This is a genomic window from Qipengyuania proteolytica, from assembly GCF_019711565.1.
Taxonomy (GTDB): Bacteria; Pseudomonadota; Alphaproteobacteria; order Sphingomonadales; family Sphingomonadaceae; genus Qipengyuania; species Qipengyuania proteolytica.
In genome coordinates this window covers 413,467-436,905 of the sequence record NZ_JAIGNN010000001.1, presented here as the reverse complement: position 1 = coordinate 436,905, position 23,439 = coordinate 413,467, and the positions used below count along the sequence as shown (strand labels likewise).

Genomic DNA, 23,439 nt, shown 5'->3' with positions numbered 1-23,439 from the left:
CATTCTCCCGCGCATAACAAGCGAGGAGAAGCGCAATGATCGCCAGGTTGATCGATGGTCGGACCAGTTCGGATATCGTGTCGTGCACGGTCGATACGCCGGTCCGCGATGCGATCGGCCTGCTGGCCTCGAAGCGCATCGGGGCACTGCCGATCATGGAAGGCGGCAAGGTCGCCGGTATCTTCTCCGAGCGCGATGTCATCTACCGGCTCGCCAGCGAGGGGGACGCCTGCCTGGCGCGCAAGGTGGGCGAGGTAATGACGTCGCCGCCGATCACCGTCGAACGGTCGGCCAGCGTCCTCGAGGCTCTGGCGCTCATGACCCGGCGGCGCATCCGCCACCTTCCCGTGGTCGAGGGCGACACGATGTGCGGCTTCATTTCGATCGGCGACCTCGTGAAGGCGCGCCTCGACCAGATCGAGCACGAAGCCGAAGCGATGCGCGAGTATATCACGCACGCTTGAGCCTGCCGCGCGCGCTCCCTACATGACAGCCATGACCGCGACGCCCACCCTGACCGAAGCCGCCGCCAAGCGCGTCGCCGATATTGCCGCCAAGCAGGCCAAGCCCGCGATCCTGCGCCTGTCGGTCGAAGGTGGCGGCTGTTCGGGCTTCCAGTACAAGTTCGGCCTGGCCGAAGCGCCCGACGGCGACGATTCGGTCAGCGAGACCGGCGGCGTGAAGCTGGTGGTCGATGCGGTGAGCCTCGATCTGGTGGCAGGTAGCATCGTGGATTTCGTCGAATCGCTTGGAGGCGCAGCCTTCAAGGTAGAGAACCCCCAGGCCGCCGCCGGCTGCGGCTGCGGTTCGAGCTTCGGGATTTAGGTTAGACCCGCGCGCGGCTTTCGGGCATCACGCCTGGCATGCGCATCGCCAGCTTCAACATCAACGGCATCAGGGCCCGCTTGCCGCGGCTGCTCGAATGGCTCAAGGAAACCCGACCGACCGTCGCCTGCCTGCAGGAAATCAAGACGATGGACGAAGGCTTCCCGGCCGAGGAGTTCGAAAAAATCGGCTATCACGCCATCTGGCACGGGCAGAAGAGCTTCAACGGGGTCGCGATCCTCGCCGACGGTGTGCAACCGGTCGAGATCCGGCGAGGGCTCGGTATCGATGGGCCCAATGACGGCGAGGGCGAACAGGCCCGCTATCTCGAGGCCGACGTGAACGGCGTACGGATGTGCAATCTCTACCTGCCCAACGGCAATCCGCATCCCGGACCCAAATTCGCTTACAAGCTCGCCTGGATGGAGAAACTGCGCGCGCGGATGGCTGCTGTATGGGCGGAGGAAGTCCCCGCCGTCGTGCTCGGCGACTTCAACGTGATCCCCGAAGACAAGGATGTCTGGGCGGTCAAGGCCATGGCCGACGATGCGCTTATGCAACCCGAATCGCGCGATGCCTATCGCCGTATGCTCGCCGATGGCTGGACCGACGCAATCGACACGCTCAATCCGCGTGGCGGGGTATGGACCTATTGGGATTACCAGGCGGGCGCCTGGCAGCGCGACCATGGCTTCCGCATCGATCACCTGCTGCTCTCGCCGGAGACGGCCGACCGGATGGTCGCGGCTGGCGTCGACAAGGAATACCGTGGGCGCGAGAAGGCCAGCGACCATGCGCCGGTCTGGGTCGAATTGCGCGACTGAGGCGCACGCAAAAAGGGCCGCCGCTCACGCGACAGCCCTTCCCGCATCCTGTTCCGCCCGGTCAGCGGTAGAAAATATGCGTGTCGATGGTCGCGGTGGCGACCTTCTTGCGGCTCCAGCTCGGGCGCACGTATTTCGCATGGAAATAGAGCGCGTCGCCAGCTTCGCTATCCCACAGGCCACGGTGGGCGATGCGGGCAATAGCCTTGGCATTCGTCCATGCTACCGAGCCCGTACGGATACGCGGCATCGACCCACCCTTCACGAACGAGAACTGCGAACGCTGGTAGACGACGCCGCAATAGCTCGAGGGAAAGCGGCGATCTTCGGCGCGATTGACGATCACCTGGGCCACGGCCAGCTGCCCCGCAAGCGGTTCGCCGCGCGATTCGAAATAGATCGCGCCGGCCAGGCACTGCAGTTCTTCTGACAATTCGCCCGTAGCGGGCATCGCAGCGACGAGCTCGCGCAGGCTCTGGGCGCGCTGGGCTTCGTCGACCACGGGAATCTCGGGTTCGGCTTCCTCGGGAAGCTCCTGCACCACCTCTTTCTCGACGAAAACCGGCACAACCTCTTGGGTGAGCGGGGCAACTTGGGCGGCGACTTCGGTTGCTTGCGCCGCAACCTGGGCGTTTGCGCCAGAACTTTCCGCTCCAGCCAGCGTGGTAAGGGCAATCGCCGCGACAACCGCGGTGAAACCGGTAAACTTGCGGACCATGTTCTCAGAGGACTAAGCGGTTGACGGTCTGTCGCAGGCTGGGATCCACGCGCGTTGCTATGCGTCGTAATACCGGATCCGTTACGGGCCTGCCGGCCATCCCCCGTCTGCGTGCTAGCCTACCGACCCCATTGCCGGAGCAGGCCGCCTACGCATCGAAGTTCCGCGGCCAAATAGTCGCAAACGAAACCAAGTCAAGTTAAGGTTCCCCGGAATCGACGAAGCGTTCCGCATCGGAGACGTCCAGTTCGACGATCCAGCAATCCGGGTCCGCACGGCCCCTTCTGGCGACATATTCGTCAAATTCCTTAGGATTTTCCGTGTCTTGTGCCCGGCTTAGGACGAACCTGCGCGAACCATCCATTTGCGCTATCCGCTCCCACAAAGCGGCATTCTTGCCACGCTCCATGGTTAATATCAGGATGTTGCCGGCATCTCTGTCGCCGCGCTGCACGATCGCCGCAAAGCCCCCCGCGGATTCGACCGCGCGGACGATTCCCCCGACTTCGAGATGCGCGGGAAGGCGACCGTCCATCGGGCTCAGCCGCCGGCAAGATAGCCGGGCAGGCTGGACAGCGCGATGCGCGAGCGCATGAACGTGCCCGTGCCGCGACCGATCTCGTCGCCTTCGGCATCGACCAACCGCGATTCGGCCACGAATACACGCTTGCGACCGCTGACCCACTTGCCCTCGGCCACGACCTTCCCCTCCCGCACCGGTTTGGTGAAGTGCAGGTTGAACGAGGTGGTGAGCAGGAAGCGGTCGGTAACGAAGGTGTTCGCGGCATAGAATGCCGCGTCGTCGAGCATCTTGAAATAGATCGTCCCATGCGCCGCACCGGCTGCGTGGAAGACCTCTTCGGTCACATCGAAGGTGATCCTTGCCGCCCCCTCACCGACGATGGCGAGCTGCGAGGCGAACAGGGCATTGACCGGCGCAGAGGCGTAAAGACTCTCCAGCGCACGATAATGCCGCCCGGCCCCGCTGCTTGCCGCCCCATCCGCCATGACCAGCCCTCAGGCGCGCGGCTCGACCCAGCCGATCGACCCGTCGTGACGGCGATAGACCATGTTGTGCTGCTCGCTGCCCGCATTCTTGAACAGCAGCGCGTTGGCGTTCTGGAGATCGAGCATCATCACTGCGTCGGCGACACTGCATTCGGGGATGATCGCGCGCGTTTCGGCGATGACGGGCGGGCTGTCGACGGTCACCTCTTCCTCGTCATCCATGTCGGGCGCGGCGAGGATGGTATAGGCAGCCTCTTCCTCGCGCATGGCGTGCGCAGTCTGTTCGTGCCGGTCCTGGATGCGGCGCTTGTAGCGCCGCAGCTGCTTCTCGATCTTGCCGGCCGCCTGGTCGAAGGCCTGGTGCACGTCATGCGCCTCGGCATGCCCCTTGAGGATCAGCCCTTGCATCACATGCGTGACGATATCCGCAGTGAAGGCCCCGGCGGGTGCCTTCCCGAAAGTCACATGCGAGGAGATGGCGCGGTTGAAGTGCTTTTCGACGATCGCGTTCATGCGATCGCCGACATGCTCCTGCAAAGCCGCACCGGTGTCGATCTGGTGGCCAGAGACGCGGATATCCATTGTTGTCGTTCTCCTCTGTCGTGCCCGTTCCGATCCCATCCGGCCCCGTCTGCCGGTGCACGGCCTTGATCTATCCCCAAAGCGGGTTCTCGATCCCGGCCATGAATTCCCTGTGTCGCGCAAGCTCCTCTTCGGTCGGTGCATGCGGGCGCGGTTCGCGACGCGGTCGGTCGGGTGCGGGGCGCACCACCACCGCGACTTCCGCCTGCACCTCGATCGTGCCCGTAGCTTCGGCGGCGAGTTCGAGGCCGATCTGGCGCCCGCCCTTGAGCTCTACATAGACCTGCGCCAGCAGTTCGGCATCGAGCAGCGCGCCGTGCTTCACACGGTGGCTGCGATCGATCCCGTAGCGCGAGCACAGCGCATCGAGCGAGAGTTTCGCGCCCGGGTGCCGCTTGCGCGCGAGGGCCACTGTATCGACCATGCGGCTGGTGCAGACCGGATCACGCCCGCAGAGCGTCAGCTCGGAATTGAGGAAGCCGAAGTCGAAGCCGGCGTTGTGCGCCACCAGCGGCGCATCGCCGATGAAGGCGAGGAACTCCTCGGCGAGATCCGCGAACAGCGGCTTGTCCGAGAGGAATGCGGCGGACAGGCCGTGCACCGCTTCCGCGCCGGCGGGCATGTCGCGTTCGGGATTGAAGTAGGCGTGATAGGTTGCGCCGGTGGGAACGAGATTGACCATCTCCACACATCCGATCTCCACCATCCGGTCCCCTGTCTTGGGGTCTAGGCCGGTGGTTTCGGTATCGAACACGATCTCGCGCATTAGCTATCCTATCGGCCTCGTTCGCGCCGATTTCAAGGGGTCACTCGCGGCTAGCGGCCAATGCGTATCCGTTTGAGCTGTGCGATGAGATCGATCACCTCGGTTTCGGTTTCCTCGATCGAGGTGCCGGTATCGATGATGTGATCGGCCCGTGCGCGCTTGTCGATGTCGGGCACCTGGAGCGAAAGGATGTGGGCGAACTTTTCCTCGGTCATGCCGGGGCGGGCGAGCACGCGCCGACGCTGGGCCTCCGCTGGGGCGGAAACGACCACCACCCGGTCGACCGCCTGAGCACCGCCTTTCTCGAACAGGAGCGGGATGTCGAACACCACCATCGGCGCACCCGCATGTTCGATCAGGAAAGCCTCCCGCTTGCGGGCCACCGCCGGATGGACGATCGACTCGAGCCGGGCGAGGGCATCCTTGTCGCCGAACACCTGCGCGCCGAGATCGTCGCGCTTCACGCCGTCCGGACCGGTGCTCCCTGGAAAGGCCGCCTCGATCTGCGGCACGAGTTCGCCGCCCGGCCCCTGCATGGCGCGCACTTCGGCATCGGCATCGAACACCGGCACGCCGGCGGCCTCGAACATGGCGGCGACGGTCGACTTGCCCATGCCGATGGAGCCGGTGAGGCCGATGATAAGGGGCCGCGTCATCCGGCAAGCCTTTCGCGCAGTTCGGCATCGTCTTTGCGCGGCGGTTCGACGCCGAAGAAATGGGTGAAGGCCGCGGCCGCCTGCCCGATGAGCATGGCGAGGCCGTCGATGGTCGCGAAGCCGGCTTCGCGCGCATTCTTCAGGAACGCGGTCTGCACCGGATCGGTGACGATATCGTAGGCGATCGAGCCCGGCGGGGCGTGGCTCCAGTCGAAGGCGAGCGGCGGCTGGCCGCGCATGCCGAGCGGGGAGGCGTTGACCACAAGGTCGCAGCAGCCCTCGCGATCGTCGAAGGGGAAATCGCTCGCATCGGCAAAATGATCGAGCGGGGCGACATGGTGTTCGCCGCCGGAATCGAGCTCGTCGAGCAGGGCGCGGGCCTTGTCCGGGTTCCGTCCGGCGAGCACGAGCGTGAAGCCCTCGCCCGCCAGTCCGGCCACGATGGCGCGCGCCGCGCCGCCGGTCCCTAGGATGCGTGCCATCCGGAAGTAATGGGTTTCCCCCAGCCGGAGGCGCAGTGGCTCGAGGAAGCCCGCGACATCGGTGTTGCGCCCGACCAGTTTGCCGTCGCTCGCCTTCACCACGGTATTGACCGCGCCCACCCGCTTCGCGAGCGGCTCGAGCCGGTCGAGCAGCGGCATGATCGCCTGCTTGTGCGGCATGGTGACGTTGCAGCCGCGCCAATCGGGATCTGCCCGCCGCGCGTCGCAATAGGCCGCGAGCTGGTCGGCAGCGACATGATGCGCGCGATACTCCGCGTCGAGCCCGAGCTTCTCGATCCAGAAACCGTGGATCGCCGGCGATTTCGACTGGGCGATCGGATCGCCGATGACTTCGGCATAGACTGTCACGCGGGCAGCACGCCTTCCTCGCGGAGGGCCTCGAGCACCTGCAGCAGCGGCATGCCAAGCACGGTGAACTGGTCGCCCATGATGCTCTCGAACAGCTGCACGCCGGGGCCTTCGATGCGGAAGACGCCGACGCAATAGGAGACTGCGGGCCATTCGGCATCGAGATAGGCCGCGATGAATGCCTCGCTGAGGTCGCGCACGCGCAGCCGCGCGAAATCGGAGCCGACCCAGATAATCTGCTTGTCGCGTGCCAGCGCCGCCGCGCTGTGCAGCGTCATCACCCTTCCCGAGAAGAAGCGGAGGTGTTCGGCAGCCTGCTCGCGCGATTGCGGCTTGTCGAAGCGGCGCCCATCGACCTCGACCAGCGAATCCGAGCCGAGCACGATTCCGTCCGCCTTCACTGCGGCCGCCTTCGCAGCAGCCAGTGCCTGTGCGATTTCAGCAGGCTCGGCATCGGCCATCTCGGCCTCGAGCGCCCGCTCGTCGAGATCGGCCGCCTGCGCGGCGAAAACCACACCTGCCGCGTCCAGCATGGCCTTGCGCGAGGCGCTGTTGGAGGCGAGCACGATCCCGCTTCCGGCAAGTGCGCTCATATCGGTTTTGCCCCCTGCGTCGTCCCGCGCATCTCGCGCTCGTTATAGAGCCGGATCACCGCCGCCGCGGTCTCCTCGATCGAACGGCGCGTCACGTCGATCACCGCCCAGCCGTTGTCGGCGAACATGCGCCGCGCAAAGGCGACCTCGTTCTTGACCTTTTCCTGGTCGGCATAGTCGGTTTGTGCCTGCTCGTTGAGGCTGAGCAGGCGGTTGCGGCGGATCTGGACCAGCCGCTCGGGCGCGGTCGTCAGGCCGATCACCATGGGATTCCTGAGCTTGTAGAGCGCGGGCGGCGGCGGGCTTTCGACCACCAGCGGGATATTCGCGACCTTGTAGCCGCGATTGGCGAGATAGATGCTGGTGGGCGTCTTCGAGCTGCGCGAGACACCCGCGAGCACGATGTCGGCCTCCTCCCAGTTCTCCCAGCCGACCCCGTCGTCATGTGCGATGGTGAACTGGATCGCCTCGACCCGCTCGAAATAGGCCTTGTCCATCGCGTGCTGGCGGCCCGGGCGGCCATGCGCTTCCTGCCCCAGCGCCTTCTCGAGCGCGGCGGTGACATGGTCGAGGATCGGCACGGCGGGCACGCCCTGCTGTGCACAGACCTCTTCCAGCCGCGCGCGGGTTTCGGGATTGACCAGCGTGAACAGCACGAGGCCGGGATTGGCCTTGAGCTCGGGGATAATCCGCTCGAGATGTTGCCTGCTGCGCACCATCGGCCAGAAGTGACGCATGACGTCCGCATCCTCGAACTGCGCGAGCGCGGCCTTGGCCAGCATTTCGAGCGTTTCGCCGGTTGAATCGGACAGCAGGTGAAGATGGATTCGAGTTGAGATGGGACGCTCCGGCACCCTGTGGAGAACCGCTCGCATAAACCACGGGAGAAAGCTGCCGACAAGTTCGGGAGCAAATTGCCTCCCCGATACGAGTCCTTCGGCAGGCGATTCCCGCACAGGCTGGCCGGGTTTTGGACAGGCTGGGGACAGCAGGGATAAGTTTGACTCGACTCAAGCCAAGCCGCGAGTCGCGATCTCCGCTTACCCTTTGCTTTGCGGGAGAATTCGGGCAGGGACGGGTTATCCCTGAAATCCACAGGGCCAACAGACTCCATCAACTCTTCTAAATAATACTTATATATTGGATTGGACTCTCCGATGCCCGGTCTCCTCCTCGATACGCTGAACGGAAAACGCGGGGTGCGCGTGCCCATGTGGCTCATGCGCCAGGCGGGCCGCTACCTGCCCGAATACCGCGCACTGCGGGAAGAGAAGGGCGGCTTTCTCGACATGGCCTATGACAGCGAGGCGGCCTGCGAGATCACGCTGCAGCCGATCGACCGCTTCGGCTTCGACGGGGCGATCCTGTTCTCCGACATCCTGATCGTGCCGCATGCGATGGGCCAGCATCTCGAGTTCCTGGCGGGCGAAGGTCCGAAGCTGTCGCCGACGCTGATCGATGCGACGCTGGACAGCCTCACGTCCGATCCTTCGCGCTACGAGCACATCTACCAGACGGTGCGCCTCTGCCGCGAGCGCCTGCCCGAAGGCGTGACGATGCTGGGCTTTGCAGGCAGCCCCTGGACGGTCGCGACCTACATGGTGGCGGGCGAGGGCAGCCGCGACCAGCACGATGCGCGTGCGCTGGCCTATCGCGATCCGGGCGCATTGCAGGCGATCATCGATGCTATCGTTGCGCAGACGGTCGAATACCTCTCCGGCCAGATCGAGGCCGGGGCCGAAGCGGTGCAGCTGTTCGACAGTTGGGCGGGCAGCCTCGCACCTGACGAGTTCGAGCGCTGGGTCATCGCGCCCAATGCAGCCATCACCGCGGCGATCCGCGAACGGCATCCGGATACGCCGGTGATCGGCTTCCCCAAGGGTGCCGGCGAGAAACTGCCCGCCTATGCGCGCGAGACCGGGGTCAAGGCGGTGGGCGTCGACGAAACGCTCGATCCCGCATGGGTCGCGCGCGAGCTGCCCGCCGGCATGGCGGTGCAGGGCAATCTCGATCCGCTGCTGCTGCTGGCGGGAAGCGCGGAGCTTGAAAAGCGCATCCGCACGATCCTCGACACCTTCGCGGACCGTCCCCATGTCTTCAATCTCGGCCACGGCATCGACCGGCGCACGCCGATCGAGCATGTCCACCGCCTGATCGAGACCGTGCGCGGTTTCGAGGGGTGACGTGGGCCCGGGCAATCCCTACATAGCGGCGCGATGCAGGATATCCTCGCCATGACCTATTATTGGCTCAAGGCCGGACACATCATTTTCATGACCTTCTGGATGGCCGGCCTATTCATGCTGCCGCGCCAGATGATCTACCTGCATCCCGCCGCGGCCGGTTCGGACGAGGCGGCGCTGTGGGAAAAGCGCACCGGCCTGCTGCGCAAGATAATCCTCACCCCCAGCCTGATCGTCGTCTGGGTGCTCGGCCTGGCTCTCGCATGGACCATCGGCGCTTGGGACCAGGGCTGGTTCCATGCCAAACTGCTGGTCGTGGTCGCCCTCACCGGCTTCCATGGTTACATGGTCGTCCAGTCGAAGAAGATGATCGCGGGCGAGCGTCCGCTGACCGAAAAGCAGCTGCGCATCTGGGGCGAATTTCCCGGTATCGCGCTGGCCGTCATTGTCGTGCTGGTCGTCGTCAAACCCTTCTGAGGCTTGCGATAAGGCCCGTCGGGGGTGACGGGACAACGACCCATCGCTTTGTGAATTGACGGCTCTTCGCCGCGACCGTAATTGAAACCCAGTTTCCGGCATGAGGCCCCGCGTTTCAGGGGCCGGGTCCGCTTTCTCCAAGCCCTTACCGACCGGCCGGCCATCCAACGAAAATACCGAGTAAGACATATGCATCTCAAGGATTTGAAAGCAAAGACCCCGGCAGACCTGGTCGCGATGGCCGAAGAGCTGGGTGTCGAGGGTGCCTCGACCATGCGCCGGCAGGATTTGATGTTCTGCATCCTGCGCGAGCTGGCCGAGGACGAGGAATACGAAGAAAAGATCATGGGCATCGGCACCATCGAGGTGCTGCAGGACGGCTTCGGCTTCCTGCGCAGCCCCGAGGCGAACTACCTCGCCGGGCCCGACGATATCTACGTCTCGCCCAACCAGGTCCGCAAATGGGGCCTGCGCACCGGCGACACCGTCGAGGGCGAAATTCGCGCGCCCAAGGAAGGCGAACGCTATTTCGCGCTGACCACGCTCCACCAGGTCAATTTCGAAAGCCCGGACGCAGTGCGTCACCGGACCAATTTCGACAATCTCACGCCGCTCTATCCAGAGCAGAAGCTCAACCTCGACACGCTCGATCCGACGGTCAAGGACAAGTCGGCCCGCGTGATCGATATCATCTCGCCGCAGGGCAAGGGCCAGCGCGCGCTCATCGTCGCGCCGCCGCGCACCGGCAAGACCGTGCTGCTGCAGAACATCGCCAAGGCGATCACCGACAACCACCCGGAAGTCTTCCTGCTGGTCCTGCTGGTCGACGAGCGTCCGGAAGAAGTCACCGACATGCAGCGCAGCGTAAAGGGTGAGGTCATTTCCTCGACCTTCGACGAACCGGCCAACCGCCACGTGCAGGTCGCCGAAATGGTGATCGAGAAGGCCAAGCGCCTCGTCGAACACAAGCACGACGTCGTCATCCTGCTCGACTCGATCACCCGCCTTGGCCGCGCCTACAACACCGTGGTGCCCAGCTCGGGCAAGGTGCTGACCGGCGGCGTCGACGCCAACGCGCTGCAGCGTCCCAAGCGCTTCTTCGGCGCCGCGCGCAACATCGAGGAAGGCGGCTCGCTTTCGATCATCGCCACCGCGCTGATCGATACCGGCAGCCGGATGGACGAGGTCATCTTCGAAGAGTTCAAGGGCACCGGTAACTCGGAAATCGTCCTCGACCGCAAGGTTGCCGACAAGCGCATCTTCCCCGCGCTCGATGTGGGCAAGTCCGGCACCCGGAAGGAAGAGCTGCTGGTCGAGAAGGACAAGCTCTCCAAGATGTGGGTCCTGCGCCGTATCCTCATGCAGATGGGCACGGTCGACGCGATGGAATTCCTCCTCGACAAGATGAAGGATTCCAAGACCAACGAAGACTTCTTCGCCACGATGAACCAGTAAGCGAAGCGGCCGCAGTCGAAAGCCGACTGCGGCCGCTTCGCTTCGTGTCTGAAGCGAGCGAGCGGGACGCCTACGGGCTAACGCAAAATTAACCCTAAAACCCGTAGAAATCCGCAGTGGACGGTGACGACCGGACACCGCGGGGCAGGCGTGCTGTCTGCGAAGGTTTGAAGGGGGGCAGTGCATGGCGATTTCGGCAGCCGGCATTCGTGTGCCCCGCATCCATCAGCTGATCTCCCGGGACCCCGCCTGAGTGTCGGTCATGGAGCGCATCACCCTGCCCAAGGGTACGACCGCGCGCGCGACGCCGCGCCTGCTCGCGCGCGAGGGGGCCGCGAGCATGCTGTTGCCGCTGGTGCTGGCGCTGGCCCTTGCAACGCTCCACCAGACCGGTGTGTTTCGCGACGTCGACGGGCGGATGTTCGATACCGTGCAACGCTATGCCGGAGGTTCCGAGCCGCAAGTCGTGGTGATCGAGCGCGATGCCGCCTTCGAGGCGCTGGGGACCGACCGCTTCGCGCAGCTCGAAGCCGCGCTCGGCGGGCTCGAGATCGAGCGGATCGGCTATCTCGGCGAACCTAGCGGGAGGACGGGCGGCGCTGTACCCGTCGTCACCGCGACAAGCGCCACCCCGCTTCCGCTGAGCGATGAATGGCAACTCGATCATCCTGCTGCGTCCACCGGAAGCGAGGTCGCGGCACGAGTTCTGCCCCCCGCAGAATATGGCGTATTCCGCAGCCAGTGGCTTGGGCTCAAGGGTAGGGACGGCACGATCGCGGTGTTCGAAACCGCTCTCGCCGGAGCAGAGTCGCGCAACGCCGAATATCTCATCGCCATGCCGAAGCGCCAGTCGATCCCTGTGCTTCCGGCCAGCCAGATCGTTTCGCGGGAGCTTGCGAGCGCGCAGCTCGGCGGAGTGGTCGCGTTGATAGTGGAGCCCGCTGCCCTCCGCGCCGCATTTGCAACCCCTCTGGACCCGTCGGGCAACACGACTTCAGAGGCTGTCCTGCGGGCCCATGCGGTCCACAACCTGCGCAGCGGTAAAGCAGTCTTCCGCGCGAGCGCTTGGGAGGTGTGGGTCATTCTCGTGGCGGCCTGCCTTGCGTTGGCGGTCGCCTATCGCCGTACCGACCCCAAGCGCCTGTTCCTCGCGACCTCGCTCCTTGCAACCGCCATCATCCTCGCGGGCAGCTGGCTGGCGATGCAATTTGCCGGGCGCGTCCTGCCGGTCACGGCGCTGCTGGTCGCTCCGTGGCTCGTTGCCGTCCAGTGCATTCTCCTGCGCGAACGGCGGCAGGACAAGCGGCTCGAACGCGCCGCCGCCCGTGCTGTGCAGCATTCGGTCATCCGCTCGGCCTTGCGCGAAGGCGCGCGCCTGCCCGATTTCGTCGATCCGACTGCGCGTATCGCCGGGGTCGAAAAGAGTTTGCTGCTCGATGTCTCTAGGTCGGGCGAGCTGCGGATGCTCAGCAGTCACCAGGCTTCGCTGGACGATCTCGCCATGGACGCGCAGCCGCTGGCGAAAGAGCTGATCAAGCTGCGTGGCAGGCAATCCGGCTTCGATGCCGCCAGCCTTGTGCCCATCTGGGGGACGGAGGCACGCCTCGCCTGGATCGGCGGGGCGGAGCGCGACCTGTTCTGGATCTACGCCGTCCCGCCGGGTGGCCGCAGCGGCAAGCGTGGCCAGCTGGTGCGCGCGGTGGCGGCATCCTTCCGCGAGCTCTTCCGCCTGCGCGCCGACCTCAACGCGCGCGAGCGGCAGGAGGAAAAATACCTGCCGATCGACGACAAGGTAGCGAGCGCGATCAGCCTCGTCGCACGCGAATCGGACCAGATCCGGCGCGGTTTCGACACGATCGACACCGCCGTCATGGTGTTCCACCTGATCGGCTCGCCGCTCCACGCAAACCGGCGGATGGAAGAGCTCTACCGCGAATTCGAGCTGCCGATCTACGAAACTCCGGTCGTCGATGCGCTGGCCGTGCTCACCCCGCTCGATGTCGAGCGGATCGAGGCCATGCTGCAGGAGCTGGTCTTCAACGGAGGGGAAATGCGCCTGCCGATGCGCAGTTTCGGCTCGGGCGAACGGATCCTGCGGGTGGCGGCCCCCGACAGCATGGCGAGAAGCGTCGACCGGGTGATCGTGATCGAAGCGATCGACATTGCCGATCTCCATGCCGCGGCCGATTTGCGCCGCGACGTCGGCCTGTTCATCGACCTGCAACTGCGCAACGACCTCGAAGCGATCCTGCTCGCGACCGATCTCGCCACCAATCCGCGCGTCGGCCCCGACAAGGTCGGACCGGTCATCAACCGGATCGGCGACGCGGCCCGCCGCGCCACGAGCCGCCTCGACGAAGTTGCCGCGCTCGTTCGCGGCGCGCATGAGGATCTGCTCGAAGCCTGCTATCCGGTCGATGCGCGCAGCCTGGTGCTGCAGACGCTCGAAAAGGTCGCCGAACTCGCCGAAGACCTCGACATCGCGCTCGACGTCCAGCTGCCCGCCATGAGCGGCTTCACCATCGCCGAGCCGCGTGCTCTGGGCGACATGCTTGAGGCCATGATGCGCGTGGTGATCGCCGATACGCCGCAGGGCGAGAGCGTCACCGTGAAGCTCGACGAGCTGGCAGGCGAAACGCAGGTCACCGTGTCGGGCGGTTTCGGCATCGGCTTCGGCCGCCTCGTCTACCTGCTGACCAAGGGCGAGGACCAGTCGGTCGGCGAATACCGCCTAATCAACCGCGGCATTGCCCGCACGTCGAAATGGGGCGGCAGCGTCTCCTACTGGGGGCGCGAAGCCGCCGGGTTCGGGTTCAACGTCAAGCTGAGGCGCATCGGATGACAGCACCGCATATCCTTATCGTCGACGACGACGAGATTCTCGCCGGGCTACTGCAGCTCACGCTCGAGATCGAAGGCTACGATGTTTCGACCGCCTTCGACGGCGCACAGGGCATGGCGCGGCTAGCCGAGGGCGGCATCGACCTCGTCGTGCTCGACCTCGTCATGCCGCGCATGGACGGCGTCCGCTTTTTGCGCCTGCTCAACGAGCAGGGCGCCGCGCGCCCGCCGGTGATCGTCATTTCCTCGACTGCCGGCAATGAGGTCAGCGACGAATTCCGCGCGCTGGGAGTCGTCGCCATCGCGCGCAAGCCGGTCGAACCCACCTGGCTGGTCGACGAGATCGCCAGGGCATTGCCGGCGGGAGCCGCGAACGGCGCATGACCCCGTTCCCGCTCACCATCTTTCCCGAGGGCGGTCTCGTCAGCTCGATCATCACGACCGTGTGGGTCGGGGTGTTCGTGCTGTGCTTCTTCAACCTGCGCTTCGGCTGGGTGCTCTCCGGGCTGGTGGTGCCGGGCTATATCGTGCCGCTGGTGATCGTGAAGCCGATGGCCGCGGCGGTGATCGTGGTCGAGGCGATCCTTGCCTACATACTGGTCTGGCTGTTCTCCGAGAAGCTCAGTCGCGGCCGCTTCCCGAGCCTGTTCGGGCGCGACCGTTTCATGGGCCTGATCCTGGCGAGCATCGCAGTGCGTCTGGTGCTCGACGGCTGGCTCCTGCCGATCGGCGCGGACTGGCTGGAAGCGAATTTCGACCGCCGTTTCGACTGGCAGGACAACCTGCAGAGCTTCGGCCTCGTCATCATCTCGCTGCTCGCCAACCAGTTCTGGAAGCCGGGCCTCGGCCGCGGGCTCGTCTCCGCCTTCGTCACCATCGGCATCACCTTCGTGATCGTCCGCTTTGGCCTGATGGAGTTCACCAACTTCCGCATGAGCGCAGTGACCTACATGTACGAAGGTCTCGCGAGCTCGATCCTCGCGAGCCCCAAGGCCTACATCATCCTGACGCTGACCGCGCTGATCGCAAGCCACATGAACGTGCGCTATGGCTGGGACTTCTCGGGTATCCTGATCCCGGCGCTGATCGCGCTGCAATGGTACCAGCCGGCCAAGATCGTCACCTCCTTCGTCGAGGCGATCGTCATCTACGTCATTGCCCGTCTGCTCCTGAAGCTGCCGAGCCTTGCGAATGCCACCATCGAGGGCGGGCGCAAGCTGCTGCTGTTTTTCAACATCAGTTTCGCCTGGAAGATGGCGTTGGGCTGGTTCATCGTGTGGCAGGGCTTCGATGTGAAGACGACCGACTTCTACGGTTTCGGTTACCTCCTTTCCACGCTGATCGCGATCAAGGCGCACGACAAGGACATCTTCCCCCGGCTCGCCCGCTCGACCCTGCAGGTCAGCCTGATGGGTGCGGTGTTCGGCAACATCGTCGGTTTCGCACTGTCGGCTGCGGTCTCGCGCGGAACGGGGGCAGACGACGAAACTTCGGTTTCAGGGGGTTCGGTCGACGACCGGCTGGACCTGCTGGTGGTCGAAGCGATCGGGGATGCCCATATCCGCGCGGCAAGCGGGACCGCAGCGGCGCTGTCGGAAGGCGGACGAGCGGGCCTCGCCGAGCTGGTGGCCTCGGTCGAACGCGGCCTGCCGGTTGCATCTCCGGAGTTCGACTTGCGCGCGCAGGGCTGGCGCCTGCTGGCGGTGGGCGGTGGCCGCATGGCTATCGTCCGCGACGACGGGGCGGGGCATGAAATGCTGCTGTTCGACCCCGCCGCAAGTCGCGCACTGGCGGTGATCGTACGCGATCCCACGCTCGCGCAAGGGCTCGGCGCTGCCGGTCTCGCCCTGAAACAGCGGCTCGAAGCCCGCTGGCTGGTGCTGGCAGCCCCTGCTGCCCCCAGTTCGCTCGGCAGCGACGGCGTGGCCGACATCTTCACCGAGGCGAGTACGGCCGTGGCACTCGAAGTAGAGCCGTCGGACGGCGAGCAGACGTCGATCACCTACGCCAATGCCGCTGCAGGGACGATCGACCTCGCGAGTTTGCGCGCCTTTGCCCCTGCCATCGCAACAAGCATCGACATCAGCGCGCGCGAAGTGGCCGACGACCGCGCCGTCCTGAAGTTGTCCGAACCGAATCTGGCGGATGTCGTGGCAAACCTGGCCCCCAAACTCCGCGGCGACGCGGCCTGCCGGCTGGTCTCTGGGGCAGGCAAGGATCGTGGCTGGGACCAGCTCGAACGGCTCGCTTTCCTGCGCTACGAGATCGCCGCCCCGCTGATCGAAGGGTCGCGCGAGGGCAAGGTGCCGATGCAGGCGCGCGCAGCGGCTGCCATCGGCGGCTTCGGCGTTGCCCTCTGCCAGCTGGGTGGCCGCGACCACTGGATGCTCTTTTCCAATCGCCGCGACGAGGGCCAGCTGCTGCTCGCCGCCGGTCGCCCTGTCCAGCATAGCGTGCTGACCTGGGACGACGGCCGGGACCGGACGCCCGCGCAATTTGGCGCTCTCATCCATGCCCGATGGGGCGGCGACGCCTTGCTGATCGCGGCGCAGCCCGAACGCTACGGGCGTTCGCCGCGCAATTCGATGACGGTCATCTGGCAGGAACTCGTGCGCCAGCAGGAAGCGGACGGGAGCGACTTCACCCTGCACCTGCGCCCGCATCCCGCAGACGTTGCCATAATGCCCGGCAGGCCCGATCTCGTCGTGACGAGCGACATCGTCGGCCCTCCGCACGCGCAGATTGAGCCGCTGGTGTCCGCCATGCGCAAGGGCGGTCTGCGGCCGACCGTGTCCGATGGCGGACTGGATTATGCCGGCTTCGAGGCCAGTCCGGCCCTTGCCGAACGCTATTTCGGTGCGACCACCGGCCGCCGCTATGCGATCGGCTGGGTGAGGACGAGGACTGGGGACCAGCCATGAGCCTCAGCTTCCTCGGTCGCTCGGCCGTGTTCGCGCTTCTGGCAATAATCGCCGCCTGGGCAGGATGGGTCTGGGCCGTCCCGCTCGCGCGGTATGTCATCGCGGCGCAGGATTCGACCCAGACCGGGATCGACATTGCCAGCCGCGCGATCGCCTATCGCCTCGATGGCGAGCGGCCGATGGCTTTCGCCTTCTCCCAGCCGCTCGACCGTGTGAAGATCATCAGCCATGCAGCTGTGGTCGATGCGCCCGGACCCACGCTCGGCGCGCGCTACACCGTCAGGGTCCGACTGTTCGACGCGGACGGGGCGGAGCTAGCCAGCTACGACCGATCCCTGCTGTCGGGGAGACAGGACGACGAGACTGCCACCGGTAGCGTGCGGCGTTTCTATCGTGCAGGGGATGCGTCGATCTGGGGACAGGACCAGCTGATCGTCGAAAACGGCGCGCCTTTCACCCGGGTCGAAGTCGAACTGGTCGATGCCGATGCCTTCGTCGACGGGGTGGATGTGCGGGTCTACGAGCGTCGCCCGATCCGCTCCGGCGAAGAGCGCTCGGTCTTTCTCCGGCGCAGCGCGGAGGAGCGCGCAGCCTTCGCCGCCGCCAACAGCTTCCCTGCCGAAATGCTGACACCGGACGAAATCCGCAACCTCGCCATCAACCTGTGGCGGCCGGTCGGACCGGTCGGCATCGAGGGTCGCGATTACCGGGCCTTGGTGGTCTACAGTGCGTCCCCGCAAGGGCTGGAGGAGGACTCGTGACGGCGCGGAGCTTCTGGCTGGCAGGTGTAGTCCTGCTGGCAAGTTGCTCTGCCGGCGGGCAGGCGCCCGACGCCCGCGCCTTTTTCGGTGCCCGGCAGCCAGAGGCGGCGGCCGCGCAGGCGCTGGGCCTTGCAGTCGACCAACAGCCTGGCGAACTCGTGCTGCACGACCCGGAGCTGTGCGGAGCGCGCGGCAACTATATCCTGCGGCAAACCGGGGGCGTGCCGGTCGCGGCAACCGCACCGCACGGTGTGCATGACCGCCACACCGCCGAACTCGCCCGCATGGCTTATCGCGAGGGCACATTTGCGGCGGCGGCTTGGAATTCGGTGCCACGCCGCGCATCCGGGCACTGCGACGGCCTCGATCTCGCCCGTGCGGCGGTTCATCCTTTCACCGATTTCGCGCTCGGCTTCTCCGATCGTTTTCCCGACGGCCTGATCGTCCAGTTCCACGGGTTCGACGGGGATCGGCGGGAAAGTGCCCGCGCAGCGGACGCGGCGATGATCGTCAGCGATGGCACGCGCACGCCGGGTCCCGGCCTGTTCGCGCTGGCGGATTGCCTGAGCCGTATGGCCGCGCCCGACCGGGTACTTGTCTACCCGGCCGAGACCGGAGAACTCGGCGCGCGCGAGAATGCGCAGGCGGCCGCCTTGCGCGATGCCGGTGGTGCGCGGTTCGCGCATCTAGAAATGTCGCTTGATCTGCGCGAAACCCTGCTCGCGGATAAGGACTTGCGCGCGCGCTTGACCGGCTGTCTGGAGGAGGCGGTCGCATGAACGCCGTCACGGACATACGCGCAGCAAGAACTGCCCCGCGGGTCGCACCGCTCGGCGAATGGCTCGACCAGGGTTTCGCCCCCAAGCTGCTGCCCGTCTCCTCCGATCTGCGCGAGGAAATCCTCGCTTATGCCGCCGAGCGCGCCGAGGCTGCGCCCGCCCGCCGTCACGCGACCGTCCTGACCGATTTCTGCCTGCTCCAGCGCGGCGAGATCCTGCGCCTCACGAAAGCCGAGGAGCTGTTCCAGTCGCGCTACGCGAGCGCGCTCGACAGTGCCGAGCAGCGCGCGGCGATCCTCGATTTCGCCCGTGCGCTCGGTTCGCGCGGGCGGCAGATGAAACGCGATATCGACGCGACCAAGGCTTTCTTCGATGCCGATGCCGTGCTCGAACGCTTTACCCGCCGCCTGGGCGAGCGCGAGCGGGTTCTGGCTTTCGCGCTCGAGCGGCTTGGCTGGCTTGCCGGCGAGGCGGTGGCGGACGATCTGGCCGAGACCGAGAGCGAGACCTTCGTCGAGATTTTCGACGTGCTGCTGCCGGCGATGCGGAGCTGGCGGGGCGATGCTCGCATCCGCCGCGCGGCCCATTCCTGCATGCGCCGGATCGCCGAACGCCTGCCGCCGCGTACCGGCGGCCTGTGGCTCGACCCCGTGCTCAGCGCGACCCGTCGCACCTGCCTTGAACACAGCGAGGATGTGTGGACCCAGTGCGAAGCTTTCGATGCGATGTTCGCCCTGTCGCCGCACACCGTGCATTCGCTGGTCGAGCGGCGGCTCGATGTCGACCTCGACAGCAAGCCGCCCGCCCAACGCGACGGGGAAGTGTTCGTGCGGCGCCATCTCGTTCGCCTCGTTTGCCGCCATATGGGCGTGCACAAGCGGCTGGAGCCGTCGTTCGAAAAACTGTGCGTGGATGCGGATGGTGCCGTCCGCCAGGTCCTCGCCGAGTGTATTGGCCTCATGCCGGGGCCGCGCGGGCAGCGGGTGACGAAACTGCTGTCCAACGATCCCGATCCACAGGTACGGGCCGCGCTTTTCGCCGATCCTGCCGGACTGCTCGGACCGTTGACGCCCAATCTCTACGCCCGTGTGATCGCCGCCGCGTTGAAGCATGACGAGGACGAGTTCGTGCTGCGGATCGCGCTGGATGCGGCGGTGCAGACGGCGGTTGCGGTCACCCGCGACGGCTCTGCGCTGCCCCCTGCGCTCGGCGCGCAGCTGTTTGCCGGGATCGAGGGCCTGCGTGCGCGCAACCCGAAGCCCAAGCTGTGGCGCTGGAGCGACGAGGCACGCGAGCGTATCTGGCTGCTGTCCGATCCGGACGCGCGCGCGATTGCGCTGCTGGTCGGCGAGACGGCCTCCACCATGCGCGAGGGGGCGATCAGGCGGATGCCCGCGCTGCGTGGGTGGCTGCAGGCCGATGCCGAAAAGGTCGGCCGGGTGATGGCGGTGCTCGCCCAGCGCGATTTCGGCCTCGCGCTCAAGCCGGGCCTCATGCCTTCGATCCAGCGCGGCGAATACTTCCGCCGCCGCGCCTGGCGCATGCTGTTCGAAGGGCGCAACAGCGCGACCGACAAGCGGCAGGCGTTCTATCACACCAAGGGCCGCCATTATCACGGCAGCATGATCGCCCCGAGCGCGCGAATGGCCGAGCTTGCGCCGACCAAGGTCCCCGGCGAACCGTTGTTCGAAAGCGGCGAGGGTGGCTGGCGGAATTACCTGCCGCTGGTCGACCAGATTCTCTCCGCGCTCGACAAGGGTGGCACGACTCAGGTCTTCACCAGCGCGGGGATTACCGAGATATCTGCCCCTGCGGGCATGTTGGCGCGGACGCGCGCCTTCTGGAGCGTAACCCGGCGCTTTCCGAGGCTCGCCGAGCTGCGCAACCGCGATCCCGAAGCCTACATTGCTGCGCTGCGCGAACTCGGTCTCGAGCTGAGCTTCCGCGGTTATGACGAGCGTGCGGGCGAGCCGACGCCGCATATCGTCAAGCTCTACAGCGCAGGCGGTATTTTCGCCGCGCTCCCGGTCTTCTGGGACCGCGCGTCGGCCTATGTTTCGACCGTCTTTGCCAACAACCTAGTCGAACTCGGCATCTTCGTCGCCCTCGCAAGTGCGTGGTTTCTCGGGCGGCATGTCCTGCTCGGCTGGCACGCGCGGCGGCTGCGTGACGGGCTGTCGCTGGTGCTGGGCGGCTGGGGGACGCGCGGCAAGTCGGGGACGGAGCGGCTGAAGGCGGGACTGATCAACGCGCTCGGCCCGTCGATCGTCTCGAAGACTACCGGCTGCGAGGCGATGTTCCTGCTCGGCAATCCGTATGGCGAGCTGACCGAGATGTTCCTGTTCCGCCCTTACGACAAGGCGACGATCTGGGAGCAGTACAATCTGCTCAAGACCTCGCGCGGGCTGAAGGCGCGGGTGTTCCTGTGGGAATGCATGGGGTTGAACCCGGCCTATGTGCGCGTGCTCCAGCAGGACTGGATGCGCGACGACATCGGGACGATCACCAACACCTATCCCGACCACGAGGATGTGCAGGGTCCCGCCGGGCGCAACATCCCCGAGGTGATGTGCGAATTCATCCCGCACGGATCGACCCTGCTGACCACCGAGGAGGAAATGCTCCCCATCCTCACCGAAGGGGCGCAAAAGGCGGGTACGCGGATGCGCTCGATCGGCTGGAAGGAAGCCGGGCTGATCCACAAGACCCTGCTCGACCGCTTTCCTTACGAAGAGCACCCGTTCAACATCGCGCTGGTCACCGCGATGGGCGACGAGCTGGGGCTGGAGCCCGATTTCTGCGTCAAGGAAATGTCCGACCGGGTGGTGGCCGACCTGGGCGTGCTCAAGACCTATCCGCGCGCCGAGATCGACGGGCGTAGCCTGCAGTTCGTCATGGGCATGTCCGCCAACGAGCGCTTCGGCGCGATGGGCAACTGGACCCGCATGGGCTTCATCGACCACGATCTCGACAAGGATCCCGAGATCTTCGTCACCACCGTGGTCAACAACCGCGCCGACCGCGTGCCGCGCAGCCGCGTCTTCGCGCGCATGCTGGTGCGCGACGTGGCGGCCGACCGGCATTTCCTGATCGGCTCGAACATCGAAGGCCTGCTCGGCTTCATCGAGGAGGAATGGGAGGCCTATGCGGCATCGATCAGCCTGGTGGCGAAGGAGGTCGAACCGCTGGCCCGGCTCGACGAGCTGGCGAAATACCAGCGCATTGCGCTGAGCCAGGAGGCGCTCGACAATCTGCTGGCGGCCATGATTGCCCCGCAGGCCAGCCGGATCGCGCGCGAGGATGCGCTTGCGGCCGCGAAATCGGGCAAGCTGGCCGACGCGCTCAAGGCGGCCGGTGTCACGCATGCCGCGGATATCGTGCAGCATTACGAGGCGATGGCCGCGCTCCACCAGGACTATGCGAAGCTGCGCGATGCGGTCCGCGGCGCGAGCGATCCCGCTGCGCATGATGCCGCACTGCGCGCGCTGCTGGGCAAGGCGTTCCACGCCAAGCTCGTGCCCGTGCGCGACTATTACATGAAGGGCGAAGCGATCGTGCGGCTGGTCGCCGCCAACACCCCGCCGGGCCTGCTCAACCGCATCATGGGCATGCAGAACATCAAGGGCACCGGGCTCGACTGGGTCTATCGCTGGCAGGCGTGGGAGGCCGCGTGGAAGGCGTGCCAGCAGCTGCGCGAGGACGATCCGGCCGCGGTCGAACGCGGCTTCCGCATGCTCGCGAGTTTCCACGAATACGGCGTGCTGAGCGAAGCCGAGTTGCGCAGCGCACTGACCGAGATCCGCCAGCAGGGCGGGCAGGCGGGGCTTTCGGGCGCGCAATGCGACATACTCGAGGCGCGGCTGGACGAACAGATGAAGAAACTCTCCGGCCTTTCGACCGATACCGGTGCGGGCGCGGACGATAAGGGCGGTCGTCTCGCCAAATTCGGCTCGAGCCTCGTCACTGCGACCGAGGCGTTCATCGATGCCGGCGACGCGGTGCGCCGCCGCAAGGCGGCAGACCGGATCTACGACGCGCTGATTGCCGAACAGATCTCGAACCAGCGCGCAGCGGCCGAGCTCAAGGCGTTGACCTCGCGCCAGAAGGGCGGGTGGCTGGCCAAGGGGATCAAGGAACGCCGCGAGCGCAAGGCCGCCTGATCCGCTCCTACGGAAGAGGCGGGATTGGTGAAAGGAGCGGCGTCAGGTCGAAGGTTGCGCCGCAGAGCAGCGACTGGTCCCTCGCGGGACGTTTTCCGGACGCTAGAAGCGGTAACCAACGATCAGGCCGAACCGCGCGCCGCTCTCGTCGTAGCGCGTGTCGTTGGACTCGCGGAAACGGTATTCGGCGCTCGCCCGCGCATAGGGCCCGCTGGCGGAGCGGCCCCAGGCAAGCTCCACGCCGGGTGCAACATAGCTGTCGCGGCGCAGGTCGCCGTCGGGATTGCCCTCGGCAATGCGCGCGTCGTAGTCCCATTCGCGATATTCGAGCGAGGGCCGCACGCGCAACCGCTTGGCCACCGGCTGGCTGTATTCCAGCGCCACCACGCGGCGATCGTAGCTACGTCGCGGCTCGTCGTCGCTGGTCATGTCCTCGACGCGCGCGTCGAGCCGCAGCCAGTGATAGGGTCCGAAGCGGCGATTGTATTGTGCGCCGAGACGCCAGCCCTCGCCATTCCCTGCGCTGGTCGTGTCATAGTCGCGCTCGCGATACTCCGCTTCGACGCGGACGCGGTTGTCGCCGACCTCCCATTCGACGCGGGTCGCGACCGAGGTCTGGTCGGCACTGAAGGCCTCGAGCACCGCGATATTATGGACCCGCCGCGCGCGCAGGCGCACTTTCACGGTGTCGGACACGGCATGTTCGATGCTCGCCGCCGCGCCATAGGAGGTCAGCGTTTCGCGGCCCTCGCCTTCGTAATCGAACACGCCGAGATCGGTTTCGATGCGCGCGACGGTCCGCGGCGAGAGGTTGAAGTCCACGTCGATCCCGCCGCGTGCACCGAAGCCCGAACTGTCGAACTCGTCGCCGTCCTCGATCATGATGTCCGACTGGACGCCCACGAATTCGATATTCGCGCCGACTTCGACAGGATCGCCGTCCTGCGCGAACGCGGGGACGGCGATAATCACGAGCGCTGCCATCGCAGCGAGCCTGGCAATGTGCCGGAATGCCGGGGCGGGGCGGAATGTCATCGTA

Annotated in this window: 22 protein-coding genes; 12 read left to right on the top strand and 10 right to left on the bottom strand. The window is 65.9% G+C overall.

Annotation, left to right across the window (positions count from 1 at the left end; all coding sequences use genetic code 11):
• Positions 1 to 35 precede the first annotated feature (35 nt).
• Genes K3172_RS02095 through xth form a run of 3 tightly spaced genes read left to right on the top strand, consistent with a single transcriptional unit; the run spans position 36 to position 1,649 of the window.
• A complete protein-coding gene (locus tag K3172_RS02095; protein WP_221586812.1) occupies positions 36 to 464 on the top strand; it encodes a CBS domain-containing protein in 429 nt (142 codons plus the stop codon).
• A 31-nt stretch (positions 465 to 495) separates the two neighbouring features.
• Positions 496 to 825 (top strand): HesB/IscA family protein, encoded by a 330-nt coding sequence (locus K3172_RS02090; RefSeq protein ID WP_221586811.1) that lies wholly within the window; start codon positions 496 to 498, stop codon positions 823 to 825.
• Between the two features lie 38 nt (positions 826 to 863).
• The gene (gene xth / locus K3172_RS02085) at positions 864 to 1,649 is read left to right on the top strand and encodes an exodeoxyribonuclease III (RefSeq protein WP_221586810.1); all 786 of its coding nucleotides are present in this window, start codon (positions 864 to 866) and stop codon (positions 1,647 to 1,649) included.
• 61 nt (positions 1,650 to 1,710) lie between these two features.
• Here the strand turns inward: xth and K3172_RS02080 are convergent, their stop codons facing one another.
• From K3172_RS02080 to K3172_RS02045, 9 genes are all read right to left on the bottom strand, one after another.
• A complete protein-coding gene (locus K3172_RS02080) occupies positions 1,711 to 2,367 on the bottom strand; it encodes a cell wall hydrolase (protein WP_221586809.1) in 657 nt (218 codons plus the stop codon).
• 199 nt (positions 2,368 to 2,566) lie between these two features.
• Complete coding sequence (locus K3172_RS02075; protein WP_221586808.1) at positions 2,567 to 2,902, bottom strand: DUF1491 family protein; 336 nt, start codon at positions 2,900 to 2,902, stop codon at positions 2,567 to 2,569.
• Between the two features lie 5 nt (positions 2,903 to 2,907).
• Positions 2,908 to 3,375 (bottom strand): PaaI family thioesterase, encoded by a 468-nt coding sequence (locus K3172_RS02070; protein WP_221586807.1) that lies wholly within the window; start codon positions 3,373 to 3,375, stop codon positions 2,908 to 2,910.
• 9 nt (positions 3,376 to 3,384) lie between these two features.
• Entirely contained in the window at positions 3,385 to 3,957 is a 573-nt protein-coding gene (gene hpf, locus K3172_RS02065; protein WP_221586806.1) for a ribosome hibernation-promoting factor, HPF/YfiA family, read from the bottom strand.
• Positions 3,958 to 4,027: 70 nt separating this feature from the next.
• Positions 4,028 to 4,723: a DNA polymerase III subunit epsilon gene (gene dnaQ / locus K3172_RS02060; RefSeq protein ID WP_221586805.1), complete on the bottom strand. Its 696-nt coding sequence runs from the start codon at positions 4,721 to 4,723 to the stop codon at positions 4,028 to 4,030.
• A 50-nt stretch (positions 4,724 to 4,773) separates the two neighbouring features.
• Entirely contained in the window at positions 4,774 to 5,379 is a 606-nt protein-coding gene (gene coaE, locus K3172_RS02055; protein ID WP_221586804.1) for a dephospho-CoA kinase, read from the bottom strand.
• Complete coding sequence (aroE, locus tag K3172_RS02050) at positions 5,376 to 6,230, bottom strand: shikimate dehydrogenase (protein ID WP_345725573.1); 855 nt, start codon at positions 6,228 to 6,230, stop codon at positions 5,376 to 5,378. Before aroE ends, coaE begins: the two co-directional genes overlap by 4 nt.
• The gene (locus K3172_RS15440; RefSeq protein WP_247717904.1) at positions 6,227 to 6,823 is read right to left on the bottom strand and encodes a Maf family protein; all 597 of its coding nucleotides are present in this window, start codon (positions 6,821 to 6,823) and stop codon (positions 6,227 to 6,229) included. The genes aroE and K3172_RS15440 overlap by 4 nt, the downstream gene beginning before the upstream one ends.
• Positions 6,820 to 7,698: a pyruvate, water dikinase regulatory protein gene (locus K3172_RS02045; protein WP_221586802.1), complete on the bottom strand. Its 879-nt coding sequence runs from the start codon at positions 7,696 to 7,698 to the stop codon at positions 6,820 to 6,822. Before K3172_RS02045 ends, K3172_RS15440 begins: the two co-directional genes overlap by 4 nt.
• A 282-nt stretch (positions 7,699 to 7,980) precedes the next feature.
• Here K3172_RS02045 and hemE point away from each other — a divergent pair, with 282 nt between their 5' ends.
• The 9 genes from hemE (at position 7,981) to K3172_RS02000 (ending at position 22,400) form a co-directional block, all read left to right on the top strand.
• Entirely contained in the window at positions 7,981 to 9,006 is a 1,026-nt protein-coding gene (gene hemE, locus K3172_RS02040) for a uroporphyrinogen decarboxylase (RefSeq protein WP_221586801.1), read from the top strand.
• A 33-nt stretch (positions 9,007 to 9,039) separates the two neighbouring features.
• The gene (locus K3172_RS02035) at positions 9,040 to 9,483 is read left to right on the top strand and encodes a CopD family protein (protein ID WP_221586800.1); all 444 of its coding nucleotides are present in this window, start codon (positions 9,040 to 9,042) and stop codon (positions 9,481 to 9,483) included.
• A gap of 189 nt (positions 9,484 to 9,672) precedes the next feature.
• The gene (gene rho / locus K3172_RS02030) at positions 9,673 to 10,938 is read left to right on the top strand and encodes a transcription termination factor Rho (RefSeq protein ID WP_221586799.1); all 1,266 of its coding nucleotides are present in this window, start codon (positions 9,673 to 9,675) and stop codon (positions 10,936 to 10,938) included.
• Positions 10,939 to 11,200: 262 nt separating this feature from the next.
• The gene (locus K3172_RS02025; protein ID WP_221586798.1) at positions 11,201 to 13,780 is read left to right on the top strand and encodes an ATP-binding protein; all 2,580 of its coding nucleotides are present in this window, start codon (positions 11,201 to 11,203) and stop codon (positions 13,778 to 13,780) included.
• Complete coding sequence (locus tag K3172_RS02020) at positions 13,777 to 14,163, top strand: response regulator (protein WP_221586797.1); 387 nt, start codon at positions 13,777 to 13,779, stop codon at positions 14,161 to 14,163. Before K3172_RS02025 ends, K3172_RS02020 begins: the two co-directional genes overlap by 4 nt.
• Entirely contained in the window at positions 14,160 to 16,700 is a 2,541-nt protein-coding gene (locus K3172_RS02015) for a poly-gamma-glutamate biosynthesis protein PgsC/CapC (protein ID WP_221586796.1), read from the top strand. Before K3172_RS02020 ends, K3172_RS02015 begins: the two co-directional genes overlap by 4 nt.
• Positions 16,697 to 17,461 (top strand): hypothetical protein, encoded by a 765-nt coding sequence (locus K3172_RS02010; RefSeq protein ID WP_221586795.1) that lies wholly within the window; start codon positions 16,697 to 16,699, stop codon positions 17,459 to 17,461. Before K3172_RS02015 ends, K3172_RS02010 begins: the two co-directional genes overlap by 4 nt.
• Positions 17,458 to 18,240, top strand: coding sequence for a hypothetical protein (locus tag K3172_RS02005; RefSeq protein ID WP_221586794.1), 783 nt, complete (start codon positions 17,458 to 17,460; stop codon positions 18,238 to 18,240). Before K3172_RS02010 ends, K3172_RS02005 begins: the two co-directional genes overlap by 4 nt.
• Positions 18,237 to 22,400 carry a hypothetical protein gene (locus K3172_RS02000; RefSeq protein ID WP_221586793.1) on the top strand — a complete coding sequence of 1,388 codons (4,164 nt, stop codon included), beginning with the start codon at positions 18,237 to 18,239 and terminating at the stop codon, positions 22,398 to 22,400. Before K3172_RS02005 ends, K3172_RS02000 begins: the two co-directional genes overlap by 4 nt.
• A gap of 102 nt (positions 22,401 to 22,502) precedes the next feature.
• Here K3172_RS02000 and K3172_RS01995 read toward each other — a convergent pair whose 3' ends face one another.
• Positions 22,503 to 23,435, bottom strand: coding sequence for an outer membrane beta-barrel protein (locus K3172_RS01995; protein ID WP_221586792.1), 933 nt, complete (start codon positions 23,433 to 23,435; stop codon positions 22,503 to 22,505).
• Positions 23,436 to 23,439 lie beyond the last annotated feature (4 nt).